We start from the raw sequence: 25,487 nt of genomic DNA, 5'->3' as shown, positions 1-25,487 counted from the left end.
CCTTTGACCGGAGGCGTGGCGATGACCAGCGGCAGACCCTTGCGGGCCGCGTTGCTGATCGGTATGGCTCTGCTGCTGACCCTGGCGGGCTCGGCCTGGTTCCAGCGACCCGATGGGCGCCTGCGACTGACTGTCTTGCCCGTGCCCGGCGATGCGCTGCTGATCCGCACGCCCGCAGGCCGGTATGTGCTGATTGATGGCGGTCGCGACCCGGGGTTGCTGGCGTTGCTCCTGGGTCGCTCGATGCCGTACTGGCAGCGCGACTTGGAGGCGGCGATCCTTACGCGCGGCGACGGGCGGCGCTTGCCTGGCCAGGTGGCCGCCCTGTCCCGTTACCAGGCCGCTCTGGCTCTGGCGCCGCCCGATCTTGAGGATGACGGCACAGCCGGACAGTGGCGACGCCTGACGCGGGCAATGGGCGCCCGCGTCGCCTCCCTTCGCGCCGGACAACGGCTGAACCTCGACGGCGCGACGTTGGAGGTCCTGGCGGCTAACCCTGGCAAGCACGGCGGCGCCGTTTTACTCTTACGCTACGGTCGCACGCGGGCGCTCCTCCATACCGGCGGCCCTGAGGGCGACGCTGCCGTCCAACAAGTCGCAGCGGCGCTGGCGCCGCTCGACCTGCTGGTGTACCCGTGGCAGCGGCCTCTGGATACGCCGCTGATCGCCGCCCTGCGGCCGCAAGCGATCGTGTTCAGCGCGGCCTATGAAGCGCCGGCGCCCGCCCTGCTCAGTTACGCCGACCGGCGGCGCTACGCCCCCCGGCTCTACCACCCGGAGAACGATGGCGCAGTAAGCCTGATCAGTAATGGGTCCACCGCCTGGATCGAAACCGCGGCGTCTCTTGCTGCTCGCCGCCGGGATGCGCCGTATCTGATGCGCAATCTGCAATCCGCCATCGCGCGAGGAAATCGGGTTGCTCGCCCGGGGCAACCCGGTTTCCTCGCGCCCCTGCCTCTCAGGGAATACGGAACAGGAACGTGAGCCTCCTCTGGCTAATCGGCGGGCTGCTTGGCCTGCTGGCGCTTACCGGCGCCGGCCTGTGGGCCTGGCGATGGTTCTATCGCGACACCCCCGCAAACACCGCTCGCCGCGTCTTCAAAAACAGCGCCGTCACTCTTGCGATGCGCATGGTGGTCAGAGCGCTGGACATGGTGATCTTCTTTATCCTGGCCGGGAGCTTTGATGTCGCGACGTTTGGCGACTATCTATTCGCCATTCTGCTGGTTGGCCAGTATCTGACCATTTTTACCGAATTTGGCCTGGGAGTGCTGCTCACCCGCGAGGTCGCCCGCGATCCCGCTTCGGCGCGGCGGCTCTTCGGCGCTACCCTGGTGTTGCGCCTGGTGCTGATCGGTGCCATCGCGCTGCCGGTCGCCCTGCTGGTGATTGGCGGCTATGCGGTGCTCGGGCAGCCGATCTCGGTGGCGGGCCAGCAGACGATGTTTATCTTGCTGCTAACCCTGATCCCGAGCGCCTTCTCCGGGGCGGTGACCGCGCTATACAATGCCAGTGAGCGCATGGAGGTGCCGGCGCTGATGGAGGTGGTTACTGCGACGCTCAACTTCCTGGCCCGCCTGGGGGTAATGATCCTGGGCCTGGGCATTCTGGGGCTGGCCTGGGCCGCGGTGGCGGTCACCGCCATTACCGCGCTCATCTTCGCCGCGTTGCAATGCCGCGATTTCTTCCCGCCACGTGTTGAATGGGACCTGGCGAGCATGCGCTGGCTGGCGCTTACGGCGCTTCCCCTGATGCTCAACAACATGCTCAGCGCGGTGTTCTTCCGGTTCGATGTCTTTGTCGTGCGCGCCTTCGGCGGCCCGGCTGCCGAGCGGCTGGTAGGGCAGTACAATATGCCCTATACGCTCCTCAACATCGCCATGATCATCCCCCCGGCAGTGACCTTCGCCGTGTTTCCGCTGCTGTCGCGGCGGGCGGGCGGCGATCGGGCCGGCCTGGCCGCGGCGCAGAACCGCACGCTCCAGGTGTTGCTGCTGCTGGCCTTTCCGCTGGCGATGGGCCTGTCGGTGCTGTCCCACGACCTGATTCAGCTCTTTACGCGGCGGCAGTTCCCCGATTATCAGCCTTCGATCACGGTGCTGGCCATTCTCGCCTGGTTCCTGCCATTGTCCTTTGTCAACGGCCTGATCCAGTACGTGCTCATTGCCGTGAACCGGCAGGCGGCAATTACTCGCGCCTTTGTGATCGGCGCCGCCTTTAATCTCCTGGCCAATCTGACGACCATGCCCCTTGCCGCCTACGGTCTTGGCCAGCCGGTCTGGGGCCTATACGCTGCGGCGGTCATCACCATCCTCTCGGAGGTGGTGCTGTACCTGGTGTTCCTCCCGCTACTGCGGAGCGAAGCGCTGGTTCCGCCCTTGCTGGCGCTTGCCTGGCGCCCGCTACTGGCGGCGCTGGCGATGGGCGTCGTAATGCTGAGCGTGATCGCGGCGCTCCCTGAGCACGCCGGGGCCGTCGTCCCTGGATGGCCGGGCAGTCTCGCAGCGGCGCTGCTGGCGCCGCTGGCCTACGGCGTCGCGCTATGGGCCGTGGGCGGCATTGGGGCCGCCGAACGTGATCTGGCGCGGCGGATTTTCAGCAGAGGCGATGCGTGAGAACCTCATTTCCCCGGTCAGGCGCGTTGCAACCTCGTCTCGAGAGTCTTGCCCGCACCTCCACACCTTCACACCTCCACACCTCCACACCTCTACAGGCTGGTCTACTCCAGCACGTAGATCAACGGCTCGCAGCCGTCTTGCATGAGCAACACGACCGCCTCGCGGCTCGGGTCGTAGGTGGCGAGCACTTCGTCAAGGTTCGGCGGCCAGTCATCGCTGCCGGCGTCGGCAGGAAAGTAGGCGATGGGAGCGTGACCTGTCGCAGTGCGGAGATCAATGCCGCGCAGGTCAAGCTCGATCACGCCGCGCCCGTCCCGCGAGTAGGCCAGCCGGGCGAAGTGGAGCAACTGCTCGCTGATCACGCTCACGTAGCTCTCGGCGATGTCGGTGAGGGGCGCGGTTGGATCGTTAAGGAGATGACGCAGTCGCGCGAGGGCCTGTTGCTGCTGATTCATACTGGCGCTCCTGAGGTGTAGCAAACCCTGTTGGCCAATGTGATAAGAGGAGAAGCCGTTTCCCTGCCTGACAGGAAACACTGTGGCGTAATCCTCCGCATTGTGCCCGCAGTTTCCCCACACCGCTATCCGACGGGAGGGTCTGGGAGGACGAAACGCTTCCGGGACCGGTGGTACAGGGCCGTTTTGTTCCTTGCGCTCTATGATACCAGAGGGTCACGCGCTATGCGATGACAGGCTGATCATTGGCAGGGCTGATGCACGGTCTCTGGAGCAAGCTCCACGGACTTTGCATCAGCCCTGAATGGCTTGACGAAGCAACCACCGGTGGAAGGGCTGATGCCAATTCCTCGCGCCCCGTCTGATACCAATTCCTACAGAGTGCATGCCGATCATCGCCCGGTCTCATATACGGCGCTCGAAAATCCAAAATCCATAATCCAAAATCGTATGAGCGTCCCGTAGACCGCCTCTCATACACCTGTCAGCCGCTGGCGATCCCCCGCGCATGGTCCGAACATTCACGCTGCGTTCCCTCCGTCCTACACTGGAAGCAGCACGCAACGCCTGGACAGGGCGGCGCCAGCCCTCTGCGCGGGTGTTGCGCCCTTTCAGCGTTGAAAGGAGGGCCCTATGGCTGGCATCTGGCTTTATCGTCGCGGCGCGCGCCTGATCGCCGCGCTGCTGGTCGGCATCCTGGCGTTCAGCGTCGTCCCCGGCGTCAGCGCCGCCCCCTTCGATGGCAGGCGCGAGCGTTTCGCCGATGAACGCTTTGCCCGCGTCTGGAGTCGCACCGACTCCGAGCTGGTCCGTACCGGGCGTAGCTGGTACTGGGGGCCGGGCCCGTGGTTCGACTACGCCGAGTTCTACCGGCAGGGTGCGAATGGTTTACGCACGGTTCAGTATTTTGACAAGGCCCGCATGGAGCTGAACAACCCCGCGGACCGCTCCGGGCCGAACCAGGGTGTGACCAATGGCCTGCTGGTGAAGGAACTGGTGAGTGGGCGGGTGCAACTCGGCAACGACCCCTTCGATGTCGAGCAACGCGCTCCGGCTGACGTTCCCGTGGCGGGCAACCCGCGCGATGCCAATCTGAGCGCGCCGGGTTATAGCGCCTTTGCCGGGGTTGCCACGCTCGACAACGGCTACCGCGACCCGATGCGTCTCGGGGAGCGTATCGCGACCACAATTGATCGGAGCGGTACGCTCAGTTTGCGTCCAGAACTGGCAACTCCGGAGACCGAGATTGTCCAGTACAACACCATCACCGGTCACAACATCCCCCGCGTCTTCTGGCAGTTTATGAACCAGCAGGGGCCAATCTTCGACGGGGTGGTGCGACGCAGCCCGGTGGTTGACTGGTTGTTCACAATGGGCCTGCCGATTACCGACGCGTACTGGACGCGGGCGGTGATCGGCTTCAGCGAGCGCGATGTCCTGGTGCAACTCTTCGAGCGGCGGGTGCTGACATATGTGCCGGATAACCCGCCCGGCTACAAGGTGGAAATGGGCAACGCGGGCCAGCACTACTTCCAGTGGCGTTACCCCCACCTGGGCACGCCCTGGACTTCCCCGCTCCTCGATCCCCCCCTGGTCTACGCCTCGAACATTGACACAGGCAGCCACTGGGAGCTGTATCTGCCAAACTTCTTCGGCGAGGGCATCCGCATTACCCGCAATGCCGCCGAGACGGTGGCCTTCTCGTGGCGACGTAGCTGGGACCCCGGCCAGATTCGCCTGCTGGTCGACTCGCGGCGCAGTAACCCGAACTACCGGCAGATCTACACCTTCGATCCGCCGGCCTTCTTTGGCGGCGACTTCACGTGGAACGCTGGCGTGACGCGCCTGAGCTACAGCGATGGCACGCAGCCGCCGCCCGATGGCCCCTTCCCAGGCTACCTGCCCAGGGGAACGGCGAGCGACTACAACGCGAGCGTCTCGCCCGACGGAACAAAGATCGTCTTCGTCTCCGACCGCGAGGAGGGGCAGGAGTTGTACCTGATGACCTTCGCTGGCAACTTCCCGGTGCGCCTCACCACGCAGGGCTGTACCAACGAGACGCCCACCTGGTCGCCCGATGGACGGCGCATCTACTGGACGAGCAACTGCGACGGCGATTTCGAATTGTACCAGGCCGATGTGGTGTACTTCTACGATAGCCAGAGCATCGTTGGAGCGCGCCTGGATCGGGTGACGAAGCTCACCAATAACAGCTTCGACGATCGCTTCGCCCGCATCGCGCCCGACGGGCGCGCCATCGCCTACTCGATGAACCCGAACGGCGACTGGGACCTGGCGCTCTACGATCTGAACACCGGGCGCACGCGGGTCCTGATCCAGGGGCCGGGCAATACCGAGGCCCCGACCTGGTCGGCTGACGGGCTCAATCTGGCCTATGCCAGCGACACCGACGGCGATTATGACATCTACACGCTCGGGCTCGTCACCGGCGTGACCCGGCAGATCACCACCAATACCGCGCAGGATCGCTGGCCCCTGTGGGCGCAGTGAGCAGGCGGAAGGCAACTGCACCTTCTGGAGGGTTGGGGGAAGGCGAAACCTCCCCCCAACCCTGTTTCGTCCGGAGCGAACAGGGCAACGAAGAGTGGCGAAAGGCTCAGCCTTCCGCCCCTCCGAACGGTTGCCCTCAAGTCCGTGCGGGGCAGCCGCCTCTTACAGCATTTGGAGACTTCCCGGTCAACCGTGACTACGGGGACGCAATGGCCTAAAGGTCTGGCGTCAATACCACGAATGCATTGCGCCTTTGCGTCAACCTTTCTGAGAAACGCTCTAGCGCTTCACGCGGAAGGCGTTCATCCCCGCGAACTGCGCGGCGGCGCCGAGTTCCTCCTCGATGCGCAGCAACTGGTTGTACTTCGCGACGCGATCAGTGCGGGCGGGGGCGCCGGTCTTGATCTGCCCGGCGTTGGTCGCCACCACCAGGTCGGCGATGGTCACATCTTCGCTTTCGCCTGAACGATGGGAGACCACCGCGGTCCAGCCGTTGCGCTGGGCCATGCTGATCGCGTCGAGGGTCTCAGTAACGCTGCCGATCTGATTCAGCTTGATAAGGATGGAGTTGCAGGCGTCCTCCTCGATTGCCCGCCGCAACCGCGCCACGTTGGTGACGAGGAAATCATCGCCGACCAGTTGCACCTTATGGCCCAGCTTCTGGCGCAGCAGCTTCCAGCCTGCCCAGTCGTCTTCGTGGAGACCGTCTTCAAGCGAGATCAGCGGATAGCGGTTGGCGATGTCAACCCAGTACTCCACCATCTCCTCAGAGGACAGCACCCGGTTGTCGCGCTTGAGGTGATACTTGCCGTCCTCATAGATCTCGCTGCAGGCCGGGTCCATTGCCAGCATCACCTGCTCGCCGAGACGATAGCCGGCCTTCTCGACCGCTTCGGCGATCAACTGTAGCGGCGCCTCATTCGAGGGCAGGCTGGGGGCAAAACCGCCTTCGTCGCCCACGGTGGTGCTTAACCCGCGGTCGTGCAGCACCTTCTTCAGGCTGTGGTAGATCTCCGAGCCCCAGCGAATGGCCTCGTGGAACGACTCCGCCCCCACGGGCATCACCATGAACTCCTGGAAGTCCGTGGAGTTCGCGGCGTGCTGGCCGCCGTTCATAATGTTGAGCATTGGCACAGGCAACACATGGGCGTGGACACCGCCGAGGTAGCGGTAGAGGGGCAGCCCCAGGGCGCTTGCCGCGGCCTTCGCCACCGCCATGGAGACGCCGAGGATGGCGTTCGCGCCAAGCTTGCTCTTATTAGGCGTTCCGTCGAGCGCGATCAACTCGCGGTCAATAGCGATCTGGTCGGTGGCGTCCATGCCGATCAACGCTTCGGCAATATCTTCCTTGACCGCCTTGACGGCTTTCAGCACGCCCTTGCCGCCAAAGCGGGCCTTGTCGCCATCACGAAGTTCCAGCGCCTCGTGAACGCCGGTGGATGCGCCGCTGGGCACGATCGCCCGTCCGATGTCGCCGCTTTCCAGGTGGACGTCCACCTCTACCGTTGGATTCCCGCGCGAGTCCAGAACCTCGCGGGCGACGATCTCCTCGATCAGCGTGGACATGTTCCCTCCGATCTTCAGGCATGACCCAGACCAGCGTGATTCTCAGCAGTCTGTAAACAAGGTCTTTCGCTAAACCCTCGCCCTCTCCTCGACCCTCCCCCGCCGGGGGAGGGAGGCCGGCTCCTCCCCCCAACGGGGGGAGGCTGGGAGGGGGGCGGAAATGCCAGGAAACTTCATTTACAGACTACTCAGCAGTCTGTAGCGGGAGAGGCGGTTCGCGAACCGCCCCTGCCGGTGGGCTGACGCCCGCGTACCTGGTTCAAGGTGGCGCAAAACTTCGTTTACAGACAACTCAGGCCGGCATTGCCGGTACAGAGCCAGAGCGTACCCTGGCAAGTTGGTGCGTCGCCAGTATAGCATAGACGCGAATGCCGCGCCGCAAACGGCGGAGCGTGCGGCCAGGGTCGGGAAAACCGGATTTTCCCGTGTTCCCGCCCATCGGGGAACACGAGCGGCCCGGTCGCAATCGGCTAGTCTGCGTGCTGCTGGCCAGGGCGCAGCACCAGCAGGGGCCGATCAATGCCGCGCAACACCTTATCGGCGACGCTGCTGATCGCCACGCTCCGCACCGCGCTGCGCCCGTGGGTGGTCAGGGCTACCAGGTCAACCGCAAGCTGGTGCGCGGTCTCGATGATCGCGCGAGCGGGTTGTTCGGCGTGCGACACGATGGTGCGCGTACCGGGGGGCGCCAGGCGCGCGGCGACGTCCTGAAGGTACGTTGAGGCGGCGGCCTCCTCGCGGGCCAGGGTCGCTTCATCGGGCCGGTAGCGTTCCGGCAGGGGCAGGCTGATCGGTTGGGGAAGGGTGTCAACGATCCGCAGCAGGGTCAGCGCGCCGTGGTCAATCGCGGCGAGCGCGGCGGCGGGCGCGATGACCTCCTCGGCCAGCGGCGAGCCGTCGAGGGGCACAAGCACCTGCCCGAAGCGCAATGCGGACCCGTTGCCACGGCTCGAAGGGCGCAGCAGAAGGAGAGGCGCATGAGCCTGCCGGGCCAGCGACTCGGCCACGCTCCCCAGCCAGAGCCGGTCAAACCCGCTGCGGCCATGGGTGGTAAGCACAATCAGGTCGGCGTTGACGTCGCGAGCGTAGCGCAGCAGGGTGCGCACCACCGGCCCGGAGAGGCGCACCGCCATCGGTTCCAGGTCGTCGCTGGCGATAGTTGCGGCGACCCGTTCCAGGTAGACCCGTTCGTGCTCGGCGGCAAGGGAGTGGAGGTGCTCGTCAATCACCGGCAGCCCGTTGACGAAGATCGGGTCGCGGGCGTCATCAGCGTGGACGTGCACCAGGTGCAGGCTCGCGCCGCTGGTCCGGGCAATACGCGCTGCGGTCGGCAGCGCCTGCTCGGCGATCTTCGACCCGTCGAGCGGCGCCAGGATGGTGCGGAACATCTTCCAGTCTCCTTGCTGCGATAGAGTTTCGCAATGCATGCGGCGAAGAAACCAGGCTTTCCCGGTTCTCTGCCAGGCGGGAGCGCCGGACCGCTGGTGGCGTCTGGAGAGACGCGGGGAACCCCCAGGTTCCCCGCGTCTCCTGCCGGAGGGGAGGATGGCAGAGCGGCTTTATGCCCCGGCGCAAGGGCCTGGCAGCAAGACCACAAACACCTTGCGCCTTCGCGCTGTTGCGTCAACCGTTCTGAGAAATCCTCTAGCGCGTCGCAGGCGCCGCATGCGAAGGCGATGGATCGCCAGGCGGCAGCGAGACCTCGCCGGGCGCGGGCGCCAGGGCGATGCGCAGCACCTCGTCCATCGAAGAAACCGGGATGAGCGTCAGGTCCCGGCGCACCTTTTCCGGAAGGTCAACGATGTCCTTGGCATTATCCTTGGGCAGGATGAAGGTGCGGATCCCCGCCCGGTGGGCGGCGAGGGTCTTTTCCTTCAACCCGCCGATGCCCAGCACCTTGCCGCGGAGGGTGACCTCGCCGGTCATTGCCACATCGCGCCGCACGGGCTTGCCTGTCATCGCGCTGATCAGCGCGGTGGTCAGGGTGATCCCCGCTGAAGGGCCATCCTTGGGCACCGCCCCTTCAGGGATGTGCACGTGGATGTTGTGCTCCTCGAAGTAATTCGGGTCAATGCCCAGTTCGCTGGAGCGGTAGCGCACATAGCTCATCGCCGCCTGGGCGCTCTCCTTCATCACATCACCCAGTTGACCGGTGAGTTGCAGGCCGCCCTTGCCCTTCACCGGCAACACCTCAATGCAGAGAATGTCGCCGCCGGTCGAGGTCCAGGCTACGCCGGTGGCCACCCCCACCTCATCGCGCTCTTCGGCCAGGCCGAAGCTGAAGCGTTCAGGTCCGAGGTAGACAGGGACATCGGCGACGTCAATGGTGTATGTGCTCTGTTCAGCCGCGGCGCCGGGTTCGCGCGCCGCGGCCACCTTGCGGGCCACCTTGCGGCACAGACTGGCAATCTCCCGCTCCAGATTACGCACGCCGGCCTCGCGGGTATACTCGCGGATCAACTTGATAATCGCGGCGTCGGTGATGGTGAGTTGATCCGGCTGCAGGCCGTGGAACTCGCGCTGCTTGGGGATCAGGAAGCCCCGGGCGATCTCCAGCTTTTCGTCTTCGGTATAGCCGCCGATCTCGATGATCTCCATGCGATCGCGCAGAGGGCCGGGGATCGGCTCGAGCTGGTTGGCGGTCGCGATGAAGATGACCTTGCTCAGATCGAAGGGGATCTCGAGGTAGTGATCCGAGAAGGTGTTATTCTGCTCGGGATCAAGCACCTCCAGCAGGGCCGAGGTCGGGTCGCCGCGGAAATCGGCGCCGATCTTATCCACCTCGTCGAGCACATACACCGGGCTATTCGACTTCACCGACTTGATGCCCTGGATAATCCGGCCGGGCATCGCGCCGATGTAGGTGCGGCGGTGGCCGCGGATCTCGGCCTCATCGCGCACCCCGCCCAGACTGGTGCGGATGAACTGCCGCCCCAGGGCGCGCGCAATGCTGCGACCCAGGCTGGTCTTGCCCACGCCAGGCGGGCCGACGAAGCAGAGGATCGGGCTGCGCATCTTATTGCCGGCCAGTTTGCGTACCGCCAGGTACTCCAGGATACGCTCCTTCACCTTTTCGAGGCCATAATGATCCTCATCAAGCACCTTCTGGGCCTCGGTGATGCTGATTTCAGGATGCGTCTCCTCGCCCCAGGGCAGATTGATCAGCCAGTCAAGGTAGGTGCGGATCACCCCGGCCTCAGGGCTGTTCATGCCCTGCTGGGCCAGGCGCTTCACCTCGTGGAGCGCCTGGGTCTTGACGTACTCGGGCGCGTCCATCTCGTGGATCTTGCGCCGCAGTTCGTCAATGGGGTCGTCGGCGTCCTCGTCTTCGCCCAGTTCACGGCGGATGACGCGCATCTGCTCCCGGAGGAAGTATTCGCGCTGGCTCTGGTCGAGCACTTCCTTCGTATCCTGCTGGATCTTGGCCCGCAACTTCAGCAGCTCGAGCTGCCGGGCCAGCACCAGGTAGGCCCGGCGGAGCCGTTCAGCCGGATCGAGGGTGTTGAGCACCTCCAGGCGATCCTTGAAATCAAAGGCCGGCCCCCAGGTGACGATATCGGCCAGATGGCCGGGCCGCTCGATGCGATGCACGAACTGCACCGCCTCCTGGGGCACCTCGCCCAGGTGGTCCACGAACTCGTCCACCTGCTGCTTGACCGTGTCCATCAGCGCCTGGACTTCCATGCTGTTGATGTCCGGGTCGAACACGGGCACGCAGCGCACCCGGTAAAAGGGGGTAATCTGCACCGCCTCGAAGATGCGGGCGCGGTACAGGCCCTCCAGAATGACGCGCGCCGTCCCATCGGGCAGCTTGGCGAACTCATCGAGGCGCGCGATGACCCCGATCGGAGGCAACTGTTGCGGCTGGCTGCTCTTGTAACCCTCCAACTCAGACTCACGCACAAAGATCAACAGCACTTCGCGATGCTCTTCGTCCCAGGCCCGCTCCATCGCGCGGTACGACTTGCCCTGGGGCACCTGGAGCGGAATGGTCATATGCGGCATAATGACCATTTCGCCGAGCACCACCAGCGGCAGGCGGCGTTCAAGGGACGGATCGTAATCCATAGTATCTCCGCGCCCGACCGCATCGGAAGCGGTGTCGGGATCATTCGCGAACGGACGCTTGTCATTCATCATCGGAACCTCACCTTAACGCGAACGGGTCGCATATCGTTTGCGGCGGAGCCGCGTAAGACTTCTCTCAGGCCCAGCGCCCGCTCTCGCCGTGTTCCAGGACGCGGGTCATCCCCAGCAGCACCCGATCGAGCAACTGGATCAGCATCTCCACCTCCTGTTCAACGAGATGGGCGAGCGCCGCCTGCATCTGTTCCCGGCGCGCCTGTTTGATCTCGGCAATCAGAGCCCGGCCGCGATCAGTCACCACGACCATAACCTGACGCCGGTCAGTGGCGTGACGTTTGCGCTCTACGAGTTGTTTCTCCGACAGGCGATCAACCACGCCGGTGAGCGAGGCGGCCGACTGCTGGGTCGCTTCGGCCAGATCTGACATTTTACACTCGGCTGCAAGCTGGTACAGATGCAGCAGGGTGTAAAACTGGGGCAGGGTCAGACGGAAGCGCTCATCGTCGAGCAGTTGCATAAACTGGCGCTGGGCCAACCAGCTAATCTGCATAATGGACTGTTCAATCTGTTCCAGGGGCCCTCGCTCGCCAGGGATTACCTGCTCGCGAATGTCTGAGGTCATGTCTGCATCTGCCGTTCCTATAGAATCGAGATTATCAACGTCTTTAAGTATATCAGAGGTCTGGCGCCACGGCAAGGGCAATGCCCGCGTTTCGAACCATCCCGCGTTGACGCTGCCGGGGCGCTATGCTATACTGCCGCCGCGAAGCTGATGCATACGACGGAGCGCAGGCATGGCCCAGGTGACGCAGAGCTGGTCTGGAGGTCGGGCGCTGGCGGCGTGGGGCGGCGCGCCCCGCGGCCACCGTCGCCGTTTCCGTCGCCAGCCGGCCCCGCGCCCCGGCTAGCCGTGCTTGCCCGCCGTTTCTGGCAGCAGGCCAGCTTTGCCCGCGGGCAGGCTGGCCTCTTTTTGTGGAGGCATGCCTTCCAATCCGCCGGCCCCGCCTTCACAACGCTACATCTCCACAAGCTCTACAGACCGGTTGTATTAGCGGGTGAAGCAACGCTCAGGCTAAAACATCTGACCTTGAACCCTGTCTTGCGGGCGCCGCGACCGCGGCGCTTCGCGCGGAGTGAACAGCGAGGTGCGCGATGCCGAAGGGCGAAGTGAAAAAAGTGGTGCTGGCCTACTCGGGCGGTCTGGATACGTCGGTGATTGTGCCATGGCTGCGCGAGAACTATGGCTGCGAGGTGATCTGTTTCTGCGCTGATCTGGGGCAGGGCGAGGATTTGACGGGCCTGGAGGAGAAGGCCCTCAAGAGCGGCGCCAGCAAGCTCATCGTGCGTGATCTGCGCGAGGAGTTCCTGCGCGATTATGTGCTGCCCACCATGCAGGCGGGCGCGATCTACGAGCGCAAGTATTTGCTCGGCACCTCGATGGCCCGCCCGATTATCGCCAGGTACCAGGTGGCCGTCGCCGAGGCCGAAGGCGCCGACGCGGTGGCTCACGGCGCCACCGGCAAGGGCAATGACCAGGTGCGCTTCGAGTTGACCTACTTCGCCCTCAATCCCCGCCTCAAGATTATCGCCCCCTGGCGCGAGTGGGCGATTCGCAGCCGCCAGGACGCCCTTGACTACGCTGCCGAGCACAATGTGCCCGTCACCGCCACGGCCGAGAAGATCTACAGCCGCGATGGCAACCTCTGGCACCTGAGCCACGAGGGGGGCCTCCTCGAAGATCCGTGGAACGAGCCGGAGGAGGATATGTACCAGTTCAGCGCCAGCCCCCAGAGCGCGCCTGATGAGCCGGAGTATCTTACCCTCAGCTTTGAACAGGGCGTGCCCGTGGCCGTCAATGGCGAGCGTCTGGGCCTGGTGGAACTGGTCGAGCGTCTCAACCTTATCGGCGGGCGCCACGGCATTGGCCGGGTTGACCTGGTCGAGAATCGCCTGGTGGGGATGAAGAGCCGCGGCGTCTACGAGACGCCCGGCGGCACGCTGCTCTACACCGCCCATCGCGAACTGGAGAGCATCGTGCTCGATAAGGAGACCCTCCGCGCCAAGGACCGCATCGCGATTGATTACGCCGATCTGGTCTATAATGGCCGCTGGTTCACCCCGGTGCGCGAAGCCTACGATGCCTTCGTCCGCGTTACCCAGCGCAACATGACCGGCGAGGTGCGTCTTAAACTCTACAAGGGCAATATCATCATCGCGGGCCGCCGCTCGCCCTTCTCGCTCTACAACGAAGATCTGGCCACCTTCGGCCCCGATATGGTCTACAACCAGAAGGACGCTGAGGCCTTCATCAAGCTGTATGGGTTGAGCGTCAGGGTGCAGGCCCTGAATAGGGGATGAGGCGCCATGGAGAGGGATGGGGAAGGTCGGCTTCCCCTTTTCTCAGGTGCAGGGTGTTCCAGCGCATCCTCACGTCGCATTCGCCATCCGGAGCATTGGGACGCCCAGTTCCCCCCTCTCCCGCTCGCAGGAGAGGGGGTCGGGGGGTGAGGGTCGTAAGTGCATTGGAACGCCGAAAACCCCTTCTCCCGCGAGAAACCCTGCACCTGAGAAGGGTTCCCCATGCCTTTGCCCGGTAGGTGGGTTTGCAAGAGCCGCGCCTTTTCGAGAAATACGCTCTGGCGTTATCCGCGATACGATTGGAGAGCCTGAGGCATGACCCATCTCTACCTCATTCGTCACGGCGAGGCGTGGGCCAATGTGCAGCCTATCGTCGCCGGGATGCGCGGTGATCGAGGTCTGACGCCCCGTGGCATTGCGCAGGCCGAACGCCTGCGTGATCGCCTCGCCCGCGGCGAGCTGAAGGCCGATGTGCTGATCTCCAGCACTCTGCCCCGCGCCCGCCAGACCGCCGAGATCGTCCGTCCGGCCCTGGGCCTGCCGATCATCTTCGACGATGAGGTGCAGGAGTTGCGCGTCGGCGAGGCCGACGGGATGAGCAACCAGGAGGCCTGGACTACCTTCGGCATGCCGGATTTCGCCAATGCTCCGCTGCGTCCGATCGCGCCGGGCGGTGAGAGCTGGGCTATGTTTACCCTGCGCGTCGCTCAGGCCCTTACGCGCATCACCTCCGAGCACGCCGGCAAAACTATTGTGGTCATTTGCCACGGCGGGGTGATTGATGCGTCCTTTGTTCACTTCTTCCACATGCCGGGGATGGTGGTCCCGGCGGCCGATTTTCACACTCGCAACACCAGCATCACCCACTGGGAACTGGTGCAGCGACGCGGGCGCGGCCTCTGGCGCCTCAATTGCTACAATGACATTGCGCATCTCCACGATATCGGCGCGATTGAGTCGCTCCGCTGGGAGGATACCGAACTGACCGGCGACGGGCATCCGGCCTCGCCCGTGCCAACCGAAGAGTAAGGTTCCCCTCGGCAGATCCCTTCCGAACCCGGCGGCAGGGACCTGCCCCGCCGGGGAAGCTCTTCTGTATTCTGGTAAAGGAAGCATTCGCGAGGGCGCAGCCCTCATAGTAGTTCATCCCGTTGGCGTCCGGCACAACCGTATCTGGCGCGGGGGAACAACCATGAACATCGAATGGCTTGAGCACGGCCATGCCGCCAGCCCCATCGGCTGGCAGGCGGCGACGGCTGCGTGCGGCATCAAGTACGCCAACCGCGACGACCTGGCTCTGCTGGTCAGTGAGCGTCCGGCGACGGCAGCGGCGGTGTTTACGACCAATCGGGTCAAGGCGGCCCCGGTGCTCTACGATATGGCTCTGATGCGCCGCAACCCCGCCGGTCTGCGGGCGGTGGTGATCAACGCCGGGAACGCCAATGCCTGCACCGGCCCCGCCGGCGAGGCCGCCGCTCTGGCCATGGCTCGCGCCACCGAGGCGGCGCTGGGCTTGCCCGCCGATACGGTCTTCGTCATGTCCACAGGCACCATTGGCGTGCCCATGCCGGTCGAGCGCGTCCTCGCCGGCATCCGCGCCGCCGCCCGACGCCTCGACCCGGCCCATGGACCGGCGGCCGCCCGGGCGATTATGACCACCGATACGCGCCCCAAGCACGTCGCCGCCCGCGTGACCCTGCCGGACGGTTCGGCGTTCACCATCGGCGGCATGGCCAAGGGTGCGGGGATGATCCATCCCACCATGGCCACCCTGCTCAGCGTGGTCGCCACCGATGCCGCCGTGCCGCCCGCGCTGCTCGACGCGGCGTTGCGCCAGGCCGTCGAGGGCAGTTTCAATAGCATCAGCATTGATGGCGATACCAGCACCAACGATACCCTCCTCGTTCTGGCCAATGGCGCCGCCCCCGCGCCGCCAATCACCGATCCCGCCGGCCCGGCCTTCGCCGCCTTCCTGGAGGGCCTGACTGCCGTCTGTCGCTCACTGGCTCACGCCGTCGTGCGCGATGGCGAGGGCGCCACCCGCTTCGTGACCATCACCGTGCGCGGGGCGCGCAATCATGCCGAGGCGAAGCAGGCTGCCATGGCCGTGGCACGCTCGCTTCTCGTCAAAACCGCCCTCTACGGCGCCGATCCCAACTGGGGCCGCGTGCTGTGCGCCATTGGCTACAGCGGCGTTGAAGTGGACCCCGCGCGGGTTGTCCTGCACTTCGGCGGGATGCGCGTTCTGGAGAACGGCCTGCCTCTGCCCTTCGATGAACGGGCCGCCAGTGACCTGCTCAATGTTCCCGAGGTCGGCATTGACGCCGACCTGGGCCTGGGCGAGGGCGTCGCAACCGTCTGGACCTGTGATCTCAGCCCGCAGTATGTGGCGATCAATGCGGAGTATCGGACGTAAGGGTGAGTGCATTCGGCAGAGGCGTGAGGAAATCGGGTTTCCCCACATCGCTCCAGCCGGCGTTGGCGCCTCTGGGCCAGAAGGAGAGTAGGGAAATCGGGTTTCCGCACCCTCTGGCCCCTACTACTCGCAGGGGCCTGGGATCGACGAAACCCCCCCATAAGCAGGGGCTTGGGGAAACCTGGTTTCCCCATAGTTCACCTCAGAAACCATGGAACACCGACTCTGGGGTGGCCGCTTCGCGGCCCCGACGGCGGAGATGATGCGCCGTTTCAACGATTCGTTCCGCTTCGACATACGGCTGGCCGAGGCCGACATCACGGGCAGCCTGGCCTGGGCCACCGCGCTCCGTGAGACCGGCCTGATCAGCGAGTCCGATTATGAGCGCCTGGTCCAGGGGCTGAACCTGGTGCAGCGTGAGTTCGAGAGTGGCCGCTTCGAGCCTCGCGAGGGCGACGAGGACATCCATACCGCCATTGAGCGCCGTCTCTACGAACTCATCGGCGAGCCGGCCCTCCGGCTCCACACCGGGCGCTCGCGCAACGACCAGGTGGCGACGGCTTTCCGACTCTTCGTCATCGGGGCGGCGCAGCGTATCCGGCGCGGCCTGCGGGGCCTGCAACTCGCCCTGCTGCAACAGGCCGAACGTCACGCCGCCACCCTGATGCCCGGCTATACCCACCTTCAGCGCGCCCAGCCGATCACCTTTGGTCACTGGTGCCTGGCCTACGTGGAGATGTTCGAGCGCGACCGTCAACGCCTGGCCGACGCCACTGCCCGCGCCCGCACCCTGCCCCTGGGCTCCGGAGCTATCGCCGGCAACGGTCTGGGTATTGAGCGCGAACGCCTTACCGAGGATCTCGATGAGTTTGACGCCGTTTCAGCTAACTCTCTTGATGCCGTTTCCGACCGTGATTTCGTTGCTGAGATACTCTTTGACTTCGCTCTCACCGGCGTGCACCTCAGCCGCATGGCTGAGGACCTGATCATCTACAGCAGCGCCGAGTTTGGATTCGTCGAACTTGATGACGCCTACAGCACCGGCTCAAGTCTGATGCCGCAGAAGAAGAATCCTGATAGCATGGAACTCCTGCGCGGCAAGAGCGGGCGCTTGCTGGGCAACCTGGTGAGCGTGCTGACCATGCTTAAGGGTCTGCCTCTTACCTATAACAAGGACATGCAGGAGGACAAGGAACCCTTCTTCGACAGTTTTGACACGCTCGACCTGGGCTTGCAGGTGGCGGCGGCCGCGGTGGCGACCCTGGCGGTCCGGCCCGAGCGTATGGCTGCCGCCCTCGACGATGCGATGCTGGCCACCGATCTGGCCGATGAGCTGGTGCGGCGCGGCGTTCCCTTCCGCGAGGCCCACGGCAAAGTGGGCCGTCTGGTGCGGCGCGCGCTCGAGTTGCAGGTGCCGCTGCGCCGCCTGCCCCTGGCGGAGTACCAGGCCGTGCAGCCCGATCTGGACGCGAAGATCTACGAGGTCTTTGACTTCACTCGCAGCGTGGCAGGCAAGTCCAGCCTGGGAGGAACCGCTCCTGAGCGGGTGCGCGAGCAGTGCGCTCGCTGGCGCGAGATGCTTGGGGGTGCTGGAGAAGCCGATCCTTAGTTCTGGCAAACCTTTCCTTACACCATAAAACCTGGAAGCCGATGACCAGTCCACTCTACTCTCCGCCGGTCGTCTTGCCCCGGCTCAACGTTCGGCCCGATGCAGCAGTGCGGATCCGTCGCGCTCGCGTGAGCGACGTGCCGCGTCTCTACGAGATGATCAACTACTACGCGGCGCGCGGCGATATGCTGCCCAAAACGCTGGATCAGCTCTACAATCGGGTGCGAAACTTTAACGTGGCCGATGCCGATGGCGAGGTGGTGGGTTGTGCCGCGTTGCACGTCACCTGGGCTGACCTGGCCGAGGTCGTAAGCCTGGCCGTGCATCCCGACTTCCAGGGACGCGGAGTGGGGCGTCGTCTGGTCGAACCGCTCTTCGATGAGGCCCGCGAGCTGGGCATTCCCACGCTCTTCACCCTCACGCTGCAGGTCGGCTTTTTCAGCCGCCTCGGCTTTCGCGAGGTGCCCAGGCTGCGCCTGCCGCACAAAATCTGGCAGGACTGCGCCACCTGTTTCAAGCAGGACCGCTGTGACGAGATTGCTATGGTGAAGCAACTGGCGTTGTGAGGGCGCATGGGCGGCTCTCTCAGATCCTCCCCTCGGCTGGGATCTGCTGTAAGGCCGAAGCATTGGTGCAGCCAATGCTTCGGCCTTGCTCCAGGGAGGTCTTAGCCCTCTATTCCTCATCCTCGGCAGGGGCGCATCACCCCCCTCATCACCGAAACGCCGGCAGGCCGATCTGCTCCACGCAGCGACCATCAGGCGAAGCCGCGGGGTTGTCGAGAAAGGCGCGGATCAGCCCGGCGGGACAGGCGCCGCGGCCCACCACGGCATGCCCTGTGTCGCGCAGGGTAAAGCCATAGGACCGCCGCAATCCCTCGGCGGCCCGTTCGCGCCAAGCGGGCGGCGTAATCGGGTCATAAGCCCCCGCCAGCAGCAGCGCCGGCGTGTCCGACACGACCGGCGCGCGCCAGCGCGGGTCGGGCGGCGCGCTGTCGAAGTGCGCGCAGAGGTTCTCGGCTTCGCCCGAAAGCTCCAGGAGTTCCTGATAGAATCCCGCCAGTCGCTCATGCCCCGCCAGCGCCTTCTCGCGCCAGCCGGGTTCGAGCGTTCCCAGGTCCTCGGCGCACTGGATGGCGTAGTAGAGGGCCTGCGCCTGCCCGGCCCCCACGCCTCGCCGCTGCGCCACCAGCGCCCGTAACGGCTCGGCATCGCCTCGCTCCAGGGCCGCTATCGCCGCCGGGAGGCGCGGCACGCTCTGCCAGGCGTACAACTGGCGAAACATGATCCGCACCAGTTGATTGCCCGTCAGCGCAACCGGCCCGTCACCGAAATTCGCAGTCAGCGGATTAGCGTTCAGCGCCGCCACCAGCCGCCAGAAACGCTCCTCCAGGTCGGGGTAGGCCGCGGCGCAGCCCGGCTGCGCGGCGCAATCGGCAAAGAGCGTTCCCAGGGCGCGGTTCAGATTGGCCGGCATACCGGCGTACAGGCTCTCCTGCGGCGGGTAGGGCGAGTCGAGGATCACGCTGCGCGCTCCGGCGGGGTCGTCGCGCAGCAGGGCCAGGGCCAGGCGCGTGCCGTAGGAGATGCCGAAGATATTCCACTGCGTGTAGCCGAGGGCCAGGCGCAGGTCGCGCAGGTCGGCGGCGGCGGCGGCGGTGGTGAAGGCCCGTAACGGTGTGCCGCCAGCAGCAATGCGCTCGCGGCAGGCCAGGAGCGCCGCCGCCTCCCCCTGAGCGTAGGCGCGCCCCGTCAGGCCCTGCCGCCGCGCCTCTGCGGCAAAGGCCCGCACCTCGGGGCAGCGCAGATCGGGCCAGCTCGCCCCCGTCCCCCGCTGATCCACAACGATCAGGTCGCGCCCGGCAACGAAGGGCTGCCAGGCCCGCCAGAGGGCCGGCGCGCCGGCCAGGGCCGGGCTGCCCGGCCCGCCGGACAGGTAGACGATCGGGTCAGGGGCCGGGCGCGGGTCGCGGAAGATGGCGAAGGCCAGCGCCGCACTGCGCGACCCTGGCCGGTCGCGTTCCAGCGGGACGATGAGCGTTCCGCAATCCACCCGCGCCCGCGCAGGCACGGTGAAGGGACAGGGGCCCCAGGCGATCTGCGGCAGCGGCTGGCCGCCGGTCGCCGGGCGTGCCTCGCGACCTAGCAACCCCAGGCGCACCTCCGGCCCGCGGGGGGTGACGTGGATCTCGAAGCGCGCGCGCTCGAACCACTGGACGGTGTAGATGCGCCCGTCGCTGAGGCGCTCTTCCTGCGGGCCGCTCAGGGGCAGGCCGAACAGGGCCGCGTTCTCCGCCTCGCTCCAGCCAGGTCGTCCGTCAAGCTCCAGGCCCTGCGCGCGCCAGGCCGACAGTATCGGCTCGCAGACGCTGTAGCCGCTTTCGCTGAAGAACCGGCAGCCTGGCGCTGCTCCGGGCGAACCCGGACCGGGCGCCGCGCCGCCCCTGGCGGCGAGCGCTTCCGCGCCGAGGGGGCCCGGGCGCACGTCGAAGGGAGGCGCCTGATCGGGGCGCCATTCCAGCCGCGCCCGCTCGAACCACTGCATGCGCGTTTCACCCTCGCCGCTTAGCAGTGGCGAGATCGGAAACCCGAAGATCGGCAGCCCGCCATGGCGCTCCCAGAACTCTGCGATGCGTCCGGCGATGCAGTGGCCGGTCTCGACGAAGCAGCGCGCGCCGCTTGCTTGAGCCGCCACCGGGTTCCCCGGAGCGACCATCGCGCCGAGGAGGCCCAGGAGCAAGGCGATCAACCGTCGCTGGATCATGGCCCTGCCTGCTGTTCCGCGCGCCGGGCCACCGTCCATTGCTTTGTATGGGCGTCATAACGCCAGACGGCCCGGCGGAGCGGTGAGGTTCCCGAAGCGTTGACCTGCAACGTGTAGTTGAATGGTACCAGGTCAACGCTCAACTCGCCATTGGCGAAGCGCAGCTTGCGCGCCCGTTCGCTCGCCGACGCGCCCCCGGCGGTGAGATCGATCATCTCGACGGGCGAGCCGGTGGCATGGCCCTGCCTGTCGAGCGGCACGGCGACGATTGCGGGCCGGCGCGCCAGACCAGCCAGCAGCAGGTAGCGCGTATCCGCCCGCACCACGGTTACACCCATGACGTCCGGACCATCGAGCGGCCTCGCGCGAAGCTGGCCGCCGGTCGTTAGAGCCACAACGCCGCCGCGCTCAACGGTCGGTGTGGAACCGATGACCGTGCCGGCAAAGAGCAGGCCCAGGTCGCAGGCATAACTCAGACCCAGCACGCCAAAGGGGTTGCGCTCGTTGGCCGATCCGGGCAGGGTGACAAACGGCCGCATCACTCCCGTGCGTCCATCCACTCGCCAGAGGGTCGTCGCGCCCGCCGGGGGATTGTCGGCCAGCGATTGGCGCGGCGTCGGCGCGAGATAGATGTTGCCCGCCTCGTCGAAGGCCATGGCGCCCATGTAGCCGCCGTCGTCCCAGCTCTCGTGCTGGTAGCTGCGCCCGCTGCCGTCGAGGCTGACGAGCGCCAGTCCGCGGATGGGCCGGTCGGTGGCCAGCGCCAGGGGGCCGGGCAGGCCGGCGGCAACCTCTTGCACGAAGGGGGGCTGCCGCGCGCAGCCGCCGGTCGCCACGAGCGTGGCTGGCCTCCAGCTTGCCGCTGTAGTCTGCTGCATCCACAGCAGCGCCAGCGTTGCCGCGAACAGTCCGATGGCAATGCCGGCATGACCGATGCCAAATGCGCGCCGGGTGCGTTCAGGGGTTGGATATGGTTTGCTGGCTGGCATATTATCCCCGTTCGGGCAATGGCGTCAGCTCCATCCCCGCGCCGCAGGGCCAGATCCGTGGCACAAGCATGCCGCCCTCCAGAACCGTATCAGCCCAGCAGCGTTGCCGCTCGGCATTGCTGATGCGCGGCACGAACCAGACCACTGCGCCGCTATCCAGCGGCTCGCCATTGACGAATTGCTCCGGTCCCTGTCTGTCGTCCAGGGCGCAGCACGAGCCGATGCTTGGCAGGTCGCCCTGGCCCTCGGCCTGAGCGGGCCGTGTCTGGTAGACATACGCACGTTCCGCTTCTCCCCAGAGGGGCTTCAGGGCCAGCGCGCCGTCTGGTGTGCGGGCTTCAAAGGCGTGGGGCGTATCGGGTCGCCAGGTGGTCTGGCCCTCGTGAGTGAGCCGGGCGCCGCTCTGGTCGCTTAGAGCAGTGCCGGGAGGCAGTTCCAGGCGCAGCACGGGATGGTAGATCCCCTCGATGCCGCAGCCGCGCCCTTCGTTGAGCGCCATGAACTGGATGCTTCCATCGGCGCCGAAGCGGGCGCGGGTGATGTACTGGTAGTTGCAGGGTTGCGGCCAGTTGGGGCTGCGGAAGGTGAGTTCCAGGACAAAGCCGCCATCGGGCGCCTCGGTGATCACCGGCGGAGCGTAGGGGATCACCGCCGCTGCCGAGAACACCGGGCAGCCAATCGCATCGGAAAAGCCCACTCGCTGGTTCTCGCGTCCGAGGTAGCCCACGTGCCAGTCCACCACTTTGGCCGATGTGAGCACCGGCCGGCCCTGGAAGCGCAGATCGCGCAGTTCCAGGCCGTCGGAACTGGTCAGCAAATAGCTCAGACGCCAGCCAGCCCGTTCCAGGACCGCTGGCGTCTCGCACAGGGGCGCCAGAGCGGCATCTTGCAGCGTCGCCTCGCTCCACACCCGTCGCCCGCTCGCGCCCTGGTCGGTCCACGCCGCTCCGACAAGTCGAAACTCGGTCAGGTCCACAATCGTCCAGAGGGCGCTATTGCCCCAGCGGAAGACCGGCGCGACGCAGAGATGCCGGCTGCGCTCGCAACTGGTGGTTTCGAGGGCGGTTTTGGTGGCGCTCATCGTCGCCATTGCCGCGTCGGGGGTCAGGCCGTCGAAGGCGGCGGCGACCTGCGGGTCGGCAAGGGCGATCTGCACGGCGAGATCGGCCAGATTCGCGGGGATTTCGGGCTGGGCGTCGGCCAGAACGTCAACGCCGAGCACCGCGCCGTCGGCGGCGACCAGGGCGGTAACGGTGGTATTGGCGGGATACACGTAGATCTGGACGCGCGCGCAACGCTGCGAGGCGCAGGCGCGTTCGAGCGACGGCGGAACATCGCCGGCATTGGCAGGGCCGAGGGCCATGACCTCGGCGCGCATCGGCTGCCCGTCGGGCGCGTGTGTGGCGGCCTGCACGCGAGGGTCGGCGACGGCGGCTGCCTGGGCCGCGGCGAGCCAGTCTGCGCTGGTATGGGTCGCCAGTAGAATGTAGGGTGGCGTGTTCAACGCAGCCTCCAGGCGCGCCCTGTGCTCGGCGACCGCGGGAAGCTCCGGGGGCGATCCGCTGGCAAGCACCACCGGTGTGCCCGGAGCGGGCGGCGCTGGAGCGGCCGGGCGCGCCGCGCAGGCCCCAAGGGCGCCGAGCGCAAGCACAATAACGATGAGACGAACGAACCGGTTCATCGGCCTCTGGGCAGGAGCGGTCGCTCTGGTAGCGCTTCTGGTCATAGGCTATCTGGTGACGAATCGCGCAGCGCGTCCCGCCGATGTCACGGCGGCGCGGGTGGCCCTGGGCCAGCGTTTGCTGGCCGAGCGGCGCCTGTCGGCGGACGGGCGGCGCAGTTGCTTCTCCTGCCACCAGCCGGAGCGCGGCTTCACCGACGGGCGGGCCGTGGCCACGCCGGGCGGCCTGAACACCCCGCCACTCTGGGGCCTGGGCGAGCGCCAGGTCTTCGGCTGGTTCTCTCCGGAGATGCGCAGCCTGGAAGCGATGGCCCTGCGCCCCCTGGACGATCCCGCCGAGATGGGGCCGCGTAGCGCAGCGATCCTGGCCCGACTGCGCGCCGATGCCGACCTGCTGGCCGCCTATCGCGCGGCTTTCCCCGGAGCCGCGGAGGCGATCACCTGGGACCAGACCGGCGCGGCGCTGGCTGCCGCCCTGCGGGCGATCGAGCCGCCGCCGGGCGCCTACGCCCGCTACCTGGCCGGAGAGCGGGCGGCCCTGAGCGCGGCAGCCCGGCGCGGGCAGGCTCTCTTCATCGAAGTAGGCTGCGCGGTCTGCCACCGGCCGCCGAGCTTCGATAGCGACAGCTTCCACAACATCGGCCTGCCGGCTGACCCGGCGCGCAACAGCGGGCGGGCGCGGGTGCCGGGTCTGCGGGGCGTGCGTTACACGGCGCCGTACTTCCACGACGGCAGCGCGGCGACCCTGGAGCAGGTGGTGCGCCACTACGCCCGTGGCGGCGGGCCGGGGGCCAGCCCGGCGATCACCCCCCTGAACCTGACCGATGCCGACATCCGTGACCTGGTGGCCTTCCTGGAGAGCCTGTGAAGCATCGGTGGCTGTGGGTCCGGGAAGGCGCAGCCGGCCTGGAAACCCTTTGCGCGCTCCACAGATTATACCGTTGGCTCGGGCGAAAGGATTCGCCGGACAGCGCAAGCGCAGGGCCTGGGCAACATCCGCCTCTGGTAGGGGGATCAGAGCGGTGTAGCCGCCCGATAAGGCCTTTTTTCATTAATTTCAGCGGCATAGTCGCCAAAACCAACGAAAAAACCCGGGGTCTAGGGTCTGTCGCCTGGACTTCGCATTGGCTCCGGGTGCACGCGAAGACGGCGCGCTTGAAGATCAGCGAGCAGCGCCTGACCCTTTCAGCGCTATCCATAAAGCGAGGCCGTGTTCAGAGCGAAGAGGAGCCATATACGCGGGCCAGAGCTTCCTGGGGAGAGCGCTGGGTGTGCAACGTATCCAGGGGCATCCCCAACTGGGTCAGGGTCAGCGCCACGCCGGGCGAAATGCCGGTGAGCGTTACCTGGCAGCCAAGCAGCTCAAGGGCCCTCGCCGTCTGCAACAGCGCCTCGACCACCTGCGTATCTACCGCCACGGCGCCTCTGATGTCAATAATGACGTGATGGGCGCGCTGGGCGCTTGTCTCGTGCAGCAGCCGGCTGGTGAGCTGGCGCGCGCGCTGACTGTCAAGCGCGCCGACGATTGGCGCCAGCAGGATGCCATCGGCCAGGGTGATGGTTGGCGTCTCCAGCGTGGCGATAAGTTCGAGCAGGCGCTCCTGTTCGGCGTTGCGGCGGGCCAGTTCTTCGGCCTGCTGCTCGGCGCGGGCGCGCTCGGCCTCGGCGCGGGCGCGCTCGCTCTCGGCTTCGCGGCGGGCAATCTCCAGGTGTTGCGCGTTGTCAATCGCCAGCCGGCTCAGGACCATACTGCCAATGATAATGGTGAAGGTTATCAGGGGAATTGGTTCGATGTACGCACCGCCGCCCGCGCGGACGGCAAACATTGCCAGCAAGGTGAGCGCGCTGCCGAGCACCCACAGCGGGTTCGTCAGTACCAGCGCAATGACGGGTATGGTGTAGATGATGTGGAAAAAGCCTGATTGAAGATTTTCCGCTCGCTCGCCGAATCCTACTAGCAACGTGAGCAAAACGATGAGCGCGTAGCGGCTCGCTTCCCAGCCACGGGCGTATGCCCACCAGAGCGTACCGCAGATGCCAGTCCCAATAACGGTCAGGACGATTGAGATTACAGGGATGTTGATAAACGGCATAATGACCACGGCTATGCCACCAAGAACGGTCAATACGCCGAAGATTCCGTAGTTGATTTGCCTTTGTGTGACCCGGAACATAGCCTGACTTCTGATCTGGTTCAAAAGGATGCTCCGTGATGCTGCGCCTTGTCCTGCCTGGTTGAATTCGAGGGACGAACCTCGCCTCCTGCTACCATTCTTATGATCTTTAAGAATGGCATCCGGTATCGCCGAACGCTGCTGAGTTCCTGCAAGTCCCTGCGGGGCTTCCGCGTCCTGAGCGAGGGCGTTAGCCCGCAGCGGGCGATGCTGTCGCGGCGTGGCGTACCAGATTCAATTCTTCATCCTCATCAGAAAGGC

Annotated in this window: 18 protein-coding genes; 9 read left to right on the top strand and 9 right to left on the bottom strand. The window is 65.9% G+C overall.

All coding sequences use genetic code 11. From position 1 onward, the window contains the following. Window positions 1–21 precede the first annotated feature (21 nt). Window positions 22–984 carry a hypothetical protein gene (locus tag NZU74_13195; protein ID MCS6882282.1) on the top strand — a complete coding sequence of 321 codons (963 nt, stop codon included), beginning with the start codon at window positions 22–24 and terminating at the stop codon, window positions 982–984. Continuing rightward, window positions 981–2,615, top strand: coding sequence for a flippase (locus NZU74_13190; protein MCS6882281.1), 1,635 nt, complete (start codon window positions 981–983; stop codon window positions 2,613–2,615). The genes NZU74_13195 and NZU74_13190 overlap by 4 nt, the downstream gene beginning before the upstream one ends. Window positions 2,616–2,719: 104 nt before the next feature. On the opposite strand, the gene NZU74_13185 is transcribed toward NZU74_13190, so the two are convergent. Continuing rightward, the gene (locus tag NZU74_13185; protein ID MCS6882280.1) at window positions 2,720–3,073 is read right to left on the bottom strand and encodes a hypothetical protein; all 354 of its coding nucleotides are present in this window, start codon (window positions 3,071–3,073) and stop codon (window positions 2,720–2,722) included. A gap of 633 nt (window positions 3,074–3,706) precedes the next feature. Between NZU74_13185 and NZU74_13180 the strand changes: the two genes are divergently transcribed. Continuing rightward, window positions 3,707–5,584 carry a hypothetical protein gene (locus NZU74_13180; GenBank protein ID MCS6882279.1) on the top strand — a complete coding sequence of 626 codons (1,878 nt, stop codon included), beginning with the start codon at window positions 3,707–3,709 and terminating at the stop codon, window positions 5,582–5,584. Between the two features lie 279 nt (window positions 5,585–5,863). Here the strand turns inward: NZU74_13180 and eno are convergent, their stop codons facing one another. The 4 genes from eno to NZU74_13160 all read right to left on the bottom strand — a co-directional run bounded on the left by eno (window position 5,864) and on the right by NZU74_13160 (window position 11,858). After that, window positions 5,864–7,150: a phosphopyruvate hydratase gene (gene eno, locus NZU74_13175; GenBank protein ID MCS6882278.1), complete on the bottom strand. Its 1,287-nt coding sequence runs from the start codon at window positions 7,148–7,150 to the stop codon at window positions 5,864–5,866. A 470-nt stretch (window positions 7,151–7,620) separates the two neighbouring features. Next, window positions 7,621–8,538, bottom strand: coding sequence for a universal stress protein (locus NZU74_13170; protein ID MCS6882277.1), 918 nt, complete (start codon window positions 8,536–8,538; stop codon window positions 7,621–7,623). 256 nt (window positions 8,539–8,794) lie between these two features. After that, the gene (lon, locus tag NZU74_13165) at window positions 8,795–11,290 is read right to left on the bottom strand and encodes an endopeptidase La (protein ID MCS6882276.1); all 2,496 of its coding nucleotides are present in this window, start codon (window positions 11,288–11,290) and stop codon (window positions 8,795–8,797) included. Window positions 11,291–11,354: 64 nt separating this feature from the next. After that, a complete protein-coding gene (locus NZU74_13160) occupies window positions 11,355–11,858 on the bottom strand; it encodes a MarR family transcriptional regulator (protein ID MCS6882275.1) in 504 nt (167 codons plus the stop codon). Window positions 11,859–12,388: 530 nt separating this feature from the next. On the opposite strand from NZU74_13160, the gene NZU74_13155 reads away from it, so the two are divergent. The 5 genes from NZU74_13155 (at window position 12,389) to NZU74_13135 (ending at window position 18,185) form a co-directional block, all read left to right on the top strand. After that, window positions 12,389–13,594, top strand: a complete 1,206-nt coding sequence (locus NZU74_13155) for an argininosuccinate synthase (protein ID MCS6882274.1) — start codon at window positions 12,389–12,391, stop codon at window positions 13,592–13,594. Between the two features lie 315 nt (window positions 13,595–13,909). After that, entirely contained in the window at window positions 13,910–14,623 is a 714-nt protein-coding gene (locus tag NZU74_13150; protein MCS6882273.1) for a histidine phosphatase family protein, read from the top strand. 163 nt (window positions 14,624–14,786) lie between these two features. Then, window positions 14,787–16,010: a bifunctional glutamate N-acetyltransferase/amino-acid acetyltransferase ArgJ gene (argJ, locus tag NZU74_13145; protein MCS6882272.1), complete on the top strand. Its 1,224-nt coding sequence runs from the start codon at window positions 14,787–14,789 to the stop codon at window positions 16,008–16,010. 211 nt (window positions 16,011–16,221) lie between these two features. After that, window positions 16,222–17,619, top strand: coding sequence for an argininosuccinate lyase (argH, locus tag NZU74_13140; protein ID MCS6882271.1), 1,398 nt, complete (start codon window positions 16,222–16,224; stop codon window positions 17,617–17,619). 41 nt (window positions 17,620–17,660) lie between these two features. Beyond that, window positions 17,661–18,185 carry an N-acetyltransferase gene (locus NZU74_13135; GenBank protein MCS6882270.1) on the top strand — a complete coding sequence of 175 codons (525 nt, stop codon included), beginning with the start codon at window positions 17,661–17,663 and terminating at the stop codon, window positions 18,183–18,185. A gap of 148 nt (window positions 18,186–18,333) precedes the next feature. Here NZU74_13135 and NZU74_13130 read toward each other — a convergent pair whose 3' ends face one another. From NZU74_13130 to NZU74_13120, 3 genes are read right to left on the bottom strand one after another with little or no spacing between them, the layout of a single operon-like run. Further along, window positions 18,334–20,382 (bottom strand): alpha/beta hydrolase, encoded by a 2,049-nt coding sequence (locus NZU74_13130; protein MCS6882269.1) that lies wholly within the window; start codon window positions 20,380–20,382, stop codon window positions 18,334–18,336. Then, window positions 20,379–21,371, bottom strand: coding sequence for a hypothetical protein (locus NZU74_13125; protein MCS6882268.1), 993 nt, complete (start codon window positions 21,369–21,371; stop codon window positions 20,379–20,381). Before NZU74_13125 ends, NZU74_13130 begins: the two co-directional genes overlap by 4 nt. 1 nt (window position 21,372) lies before the next feature. Beyond that, entirely contained in the window at window positions 21,373–23,052 is a 1,680-nt protein-coding gene (locus NZU74_13120; protein MCS6882267.1) for a hypothetical protein, read from the bottom strand. Between NZU74_13120 and NZU74_13115 the strand changes: the two genes are divergently transcribed. Continuing rightward, window positions 23,030–23,920: a c-type cytochrome gene (locus NZU74_13115; protein MCS6882266.1), complete on the top strand. Its 891-nt coding sequence runs from the start codon at window positions 23,030–23,032 to the stop codon at window positions 23,918–23,920. The two genes, NZU74_13120 and NZU74_13115, sit on opposite strands and share 23 nt — an antisense overlap. A 346-nt stretch (window positions 23,921–24,266) precedes the next feature. On the opposite strand, the gene NZU74_13110 is transcribed toward NZU74_13115, so the two are convergent. Then, the gene (locus NZU74_13110) at window positions 24,267–25,226 is read right to left on the bottom strand and encodes an STAS domain-containing protein (GenBank protein ID MCS6882265.1); all 960 of its coding nucleotides are present in this window, start codon (window positions 25,224–25,226) and stop codon (window positions 24,267–24,269) included. Between the last annotated feature and the right edge of the window lie 261 nt (window positions 25,227–25,487).

It is taken from the genome of Chloroflexaceae bacterium, from assembly GCA_025057155.1.
GTDB lineage: Bacteria > Chloroflexota > Chloroflexia > Chloroflexales > Chloroflexaceae > JACAEO01.
The sequence above is the reverse complement of the archived record's forward strand: the minus strand, read 5'-3'. Positions and strand labels throughout refer to the sequence as shown.

Excerpts from the sequence above, each read along its gene's own strand:
- NZU74_13195 (MCS6882282.1), top strand. The coding sequence starts at position 22 with ATGACCAGCGGCAGACCCTTGCGGGCCGCGTTGCTGATCGGTATGGCT.
- NZU74_13185 (MCS6882280.1), bottom strand. The coding sequence starts at position 3,073 with ATGAATCAGCAGCAACAGGCCCTCGCGCGACTGCGTCATCTCCTTAAC.
- NZU74_13180 (MCS6882279.1), top strand. The coding sequence starts at position 3,707 with ATGGCTGGCATCTGGCTTTATCGTCGCGGCGCGCGCCTGATCGCCGCG.
- eno (MCS6882278.1), bottom strand. The coding sequence starts at position 7,150 with ATGTCCACGCTGATCGAGGAGATCGTCGCCCGCGAGGTTCTGGACTCG.
- NZU74_13170 (MCS6882277.1), bottom strand. The coding sequence starts at position 8,538 with ATGTTCCGCACCATCCTGGCGCCGCTCGACGGGTCGAAGATCGCCGAG.
- lon (MCS6882276.1), bottom strand. The coding sequence starts at position 11,290 with ATGATGAATGACAAGCGTCCGTTCGCGAATGATCCCGACACCGCTTCC.
- NZU74_13160 (MCS6882275.1), bottom strand. The coding sequence starts at position 11,858 with ATGACCTCAGACATTCGCGAGCAGGTAATCCCTGGCGAGCGAGGGCCC.
- NZU74_13155 (MCS6882274.1), top strand. The coding sequence starts at position 12,389 with ATGCCGAAGGGCGAAGTGAAAAAAGTGGTGCTGGCCTACTCGGGCGGT.
- NZU74_13150 (MCS6882273.1), top strand. The coding sequence starts at position 13,910 with ATGACCCATCTCTACCTCATTCGTCACGGCGAGGCGTGGGCCAATGTG.
- argJ (MCS6882272.1), top strand. The coding sequence starts at position 14,787 with ATGAACATCGAATGGCTTGAGCACGGCCATGCCGCCAGCCCCATCGGC.
- argH (MCS6882271.1), top strand. The coding sequence starts at position 16,222 with ATGGAACACCGACTCTGGGGTGGCCGCTTCGCGGCCCCGACGGCGGAG.
- NZU74_13135 (MCS6882270.1), top strand. The coding sequence starts at position 17,661 with ATGACCAGTCCACTCTACTCTCCGCCGGTCGTCTTGCCCCGGCTCAAC.
- NZU74_13130 (MCS6882269.1), bottom strand. The coding sequence starts at position 20,382 with ATGATCCAGCGACGGTTGATCGCCTTGCTCCTGGGCCTCCTCGGCGCG.
- NZU74_13125 (MCS6882268.1), bottom strand. The coding sequence starts at position 21,371 with ATGCCAGCCAGCAAACCATATCCAACCCCTGAACGCACCCGGCGCGCA.
- NZU74_13115 (MCS6882266.1), top strand. The coding sequence starts at position 23,030 with ATGAGACGAACGAACCGGTTCATCGGCCTCTGGGCAGGAGCGGTCGCT.
- NZU74_13120 (MCS6882267.1), bottom strand. The coding sequence starts at position 23,052 with ATGAACCGGTTCGTTCGTCTCATCGTTATTGTGCTTGCGCTCGGCGCC.
- NZU74_13110 (MCS6882265.1), bottom strand. The coding sequence starts at position 25,226 with ATGTTCCGGGTCACACAAAGGCAAATCAACTACGGAATCTTCGGCGTA.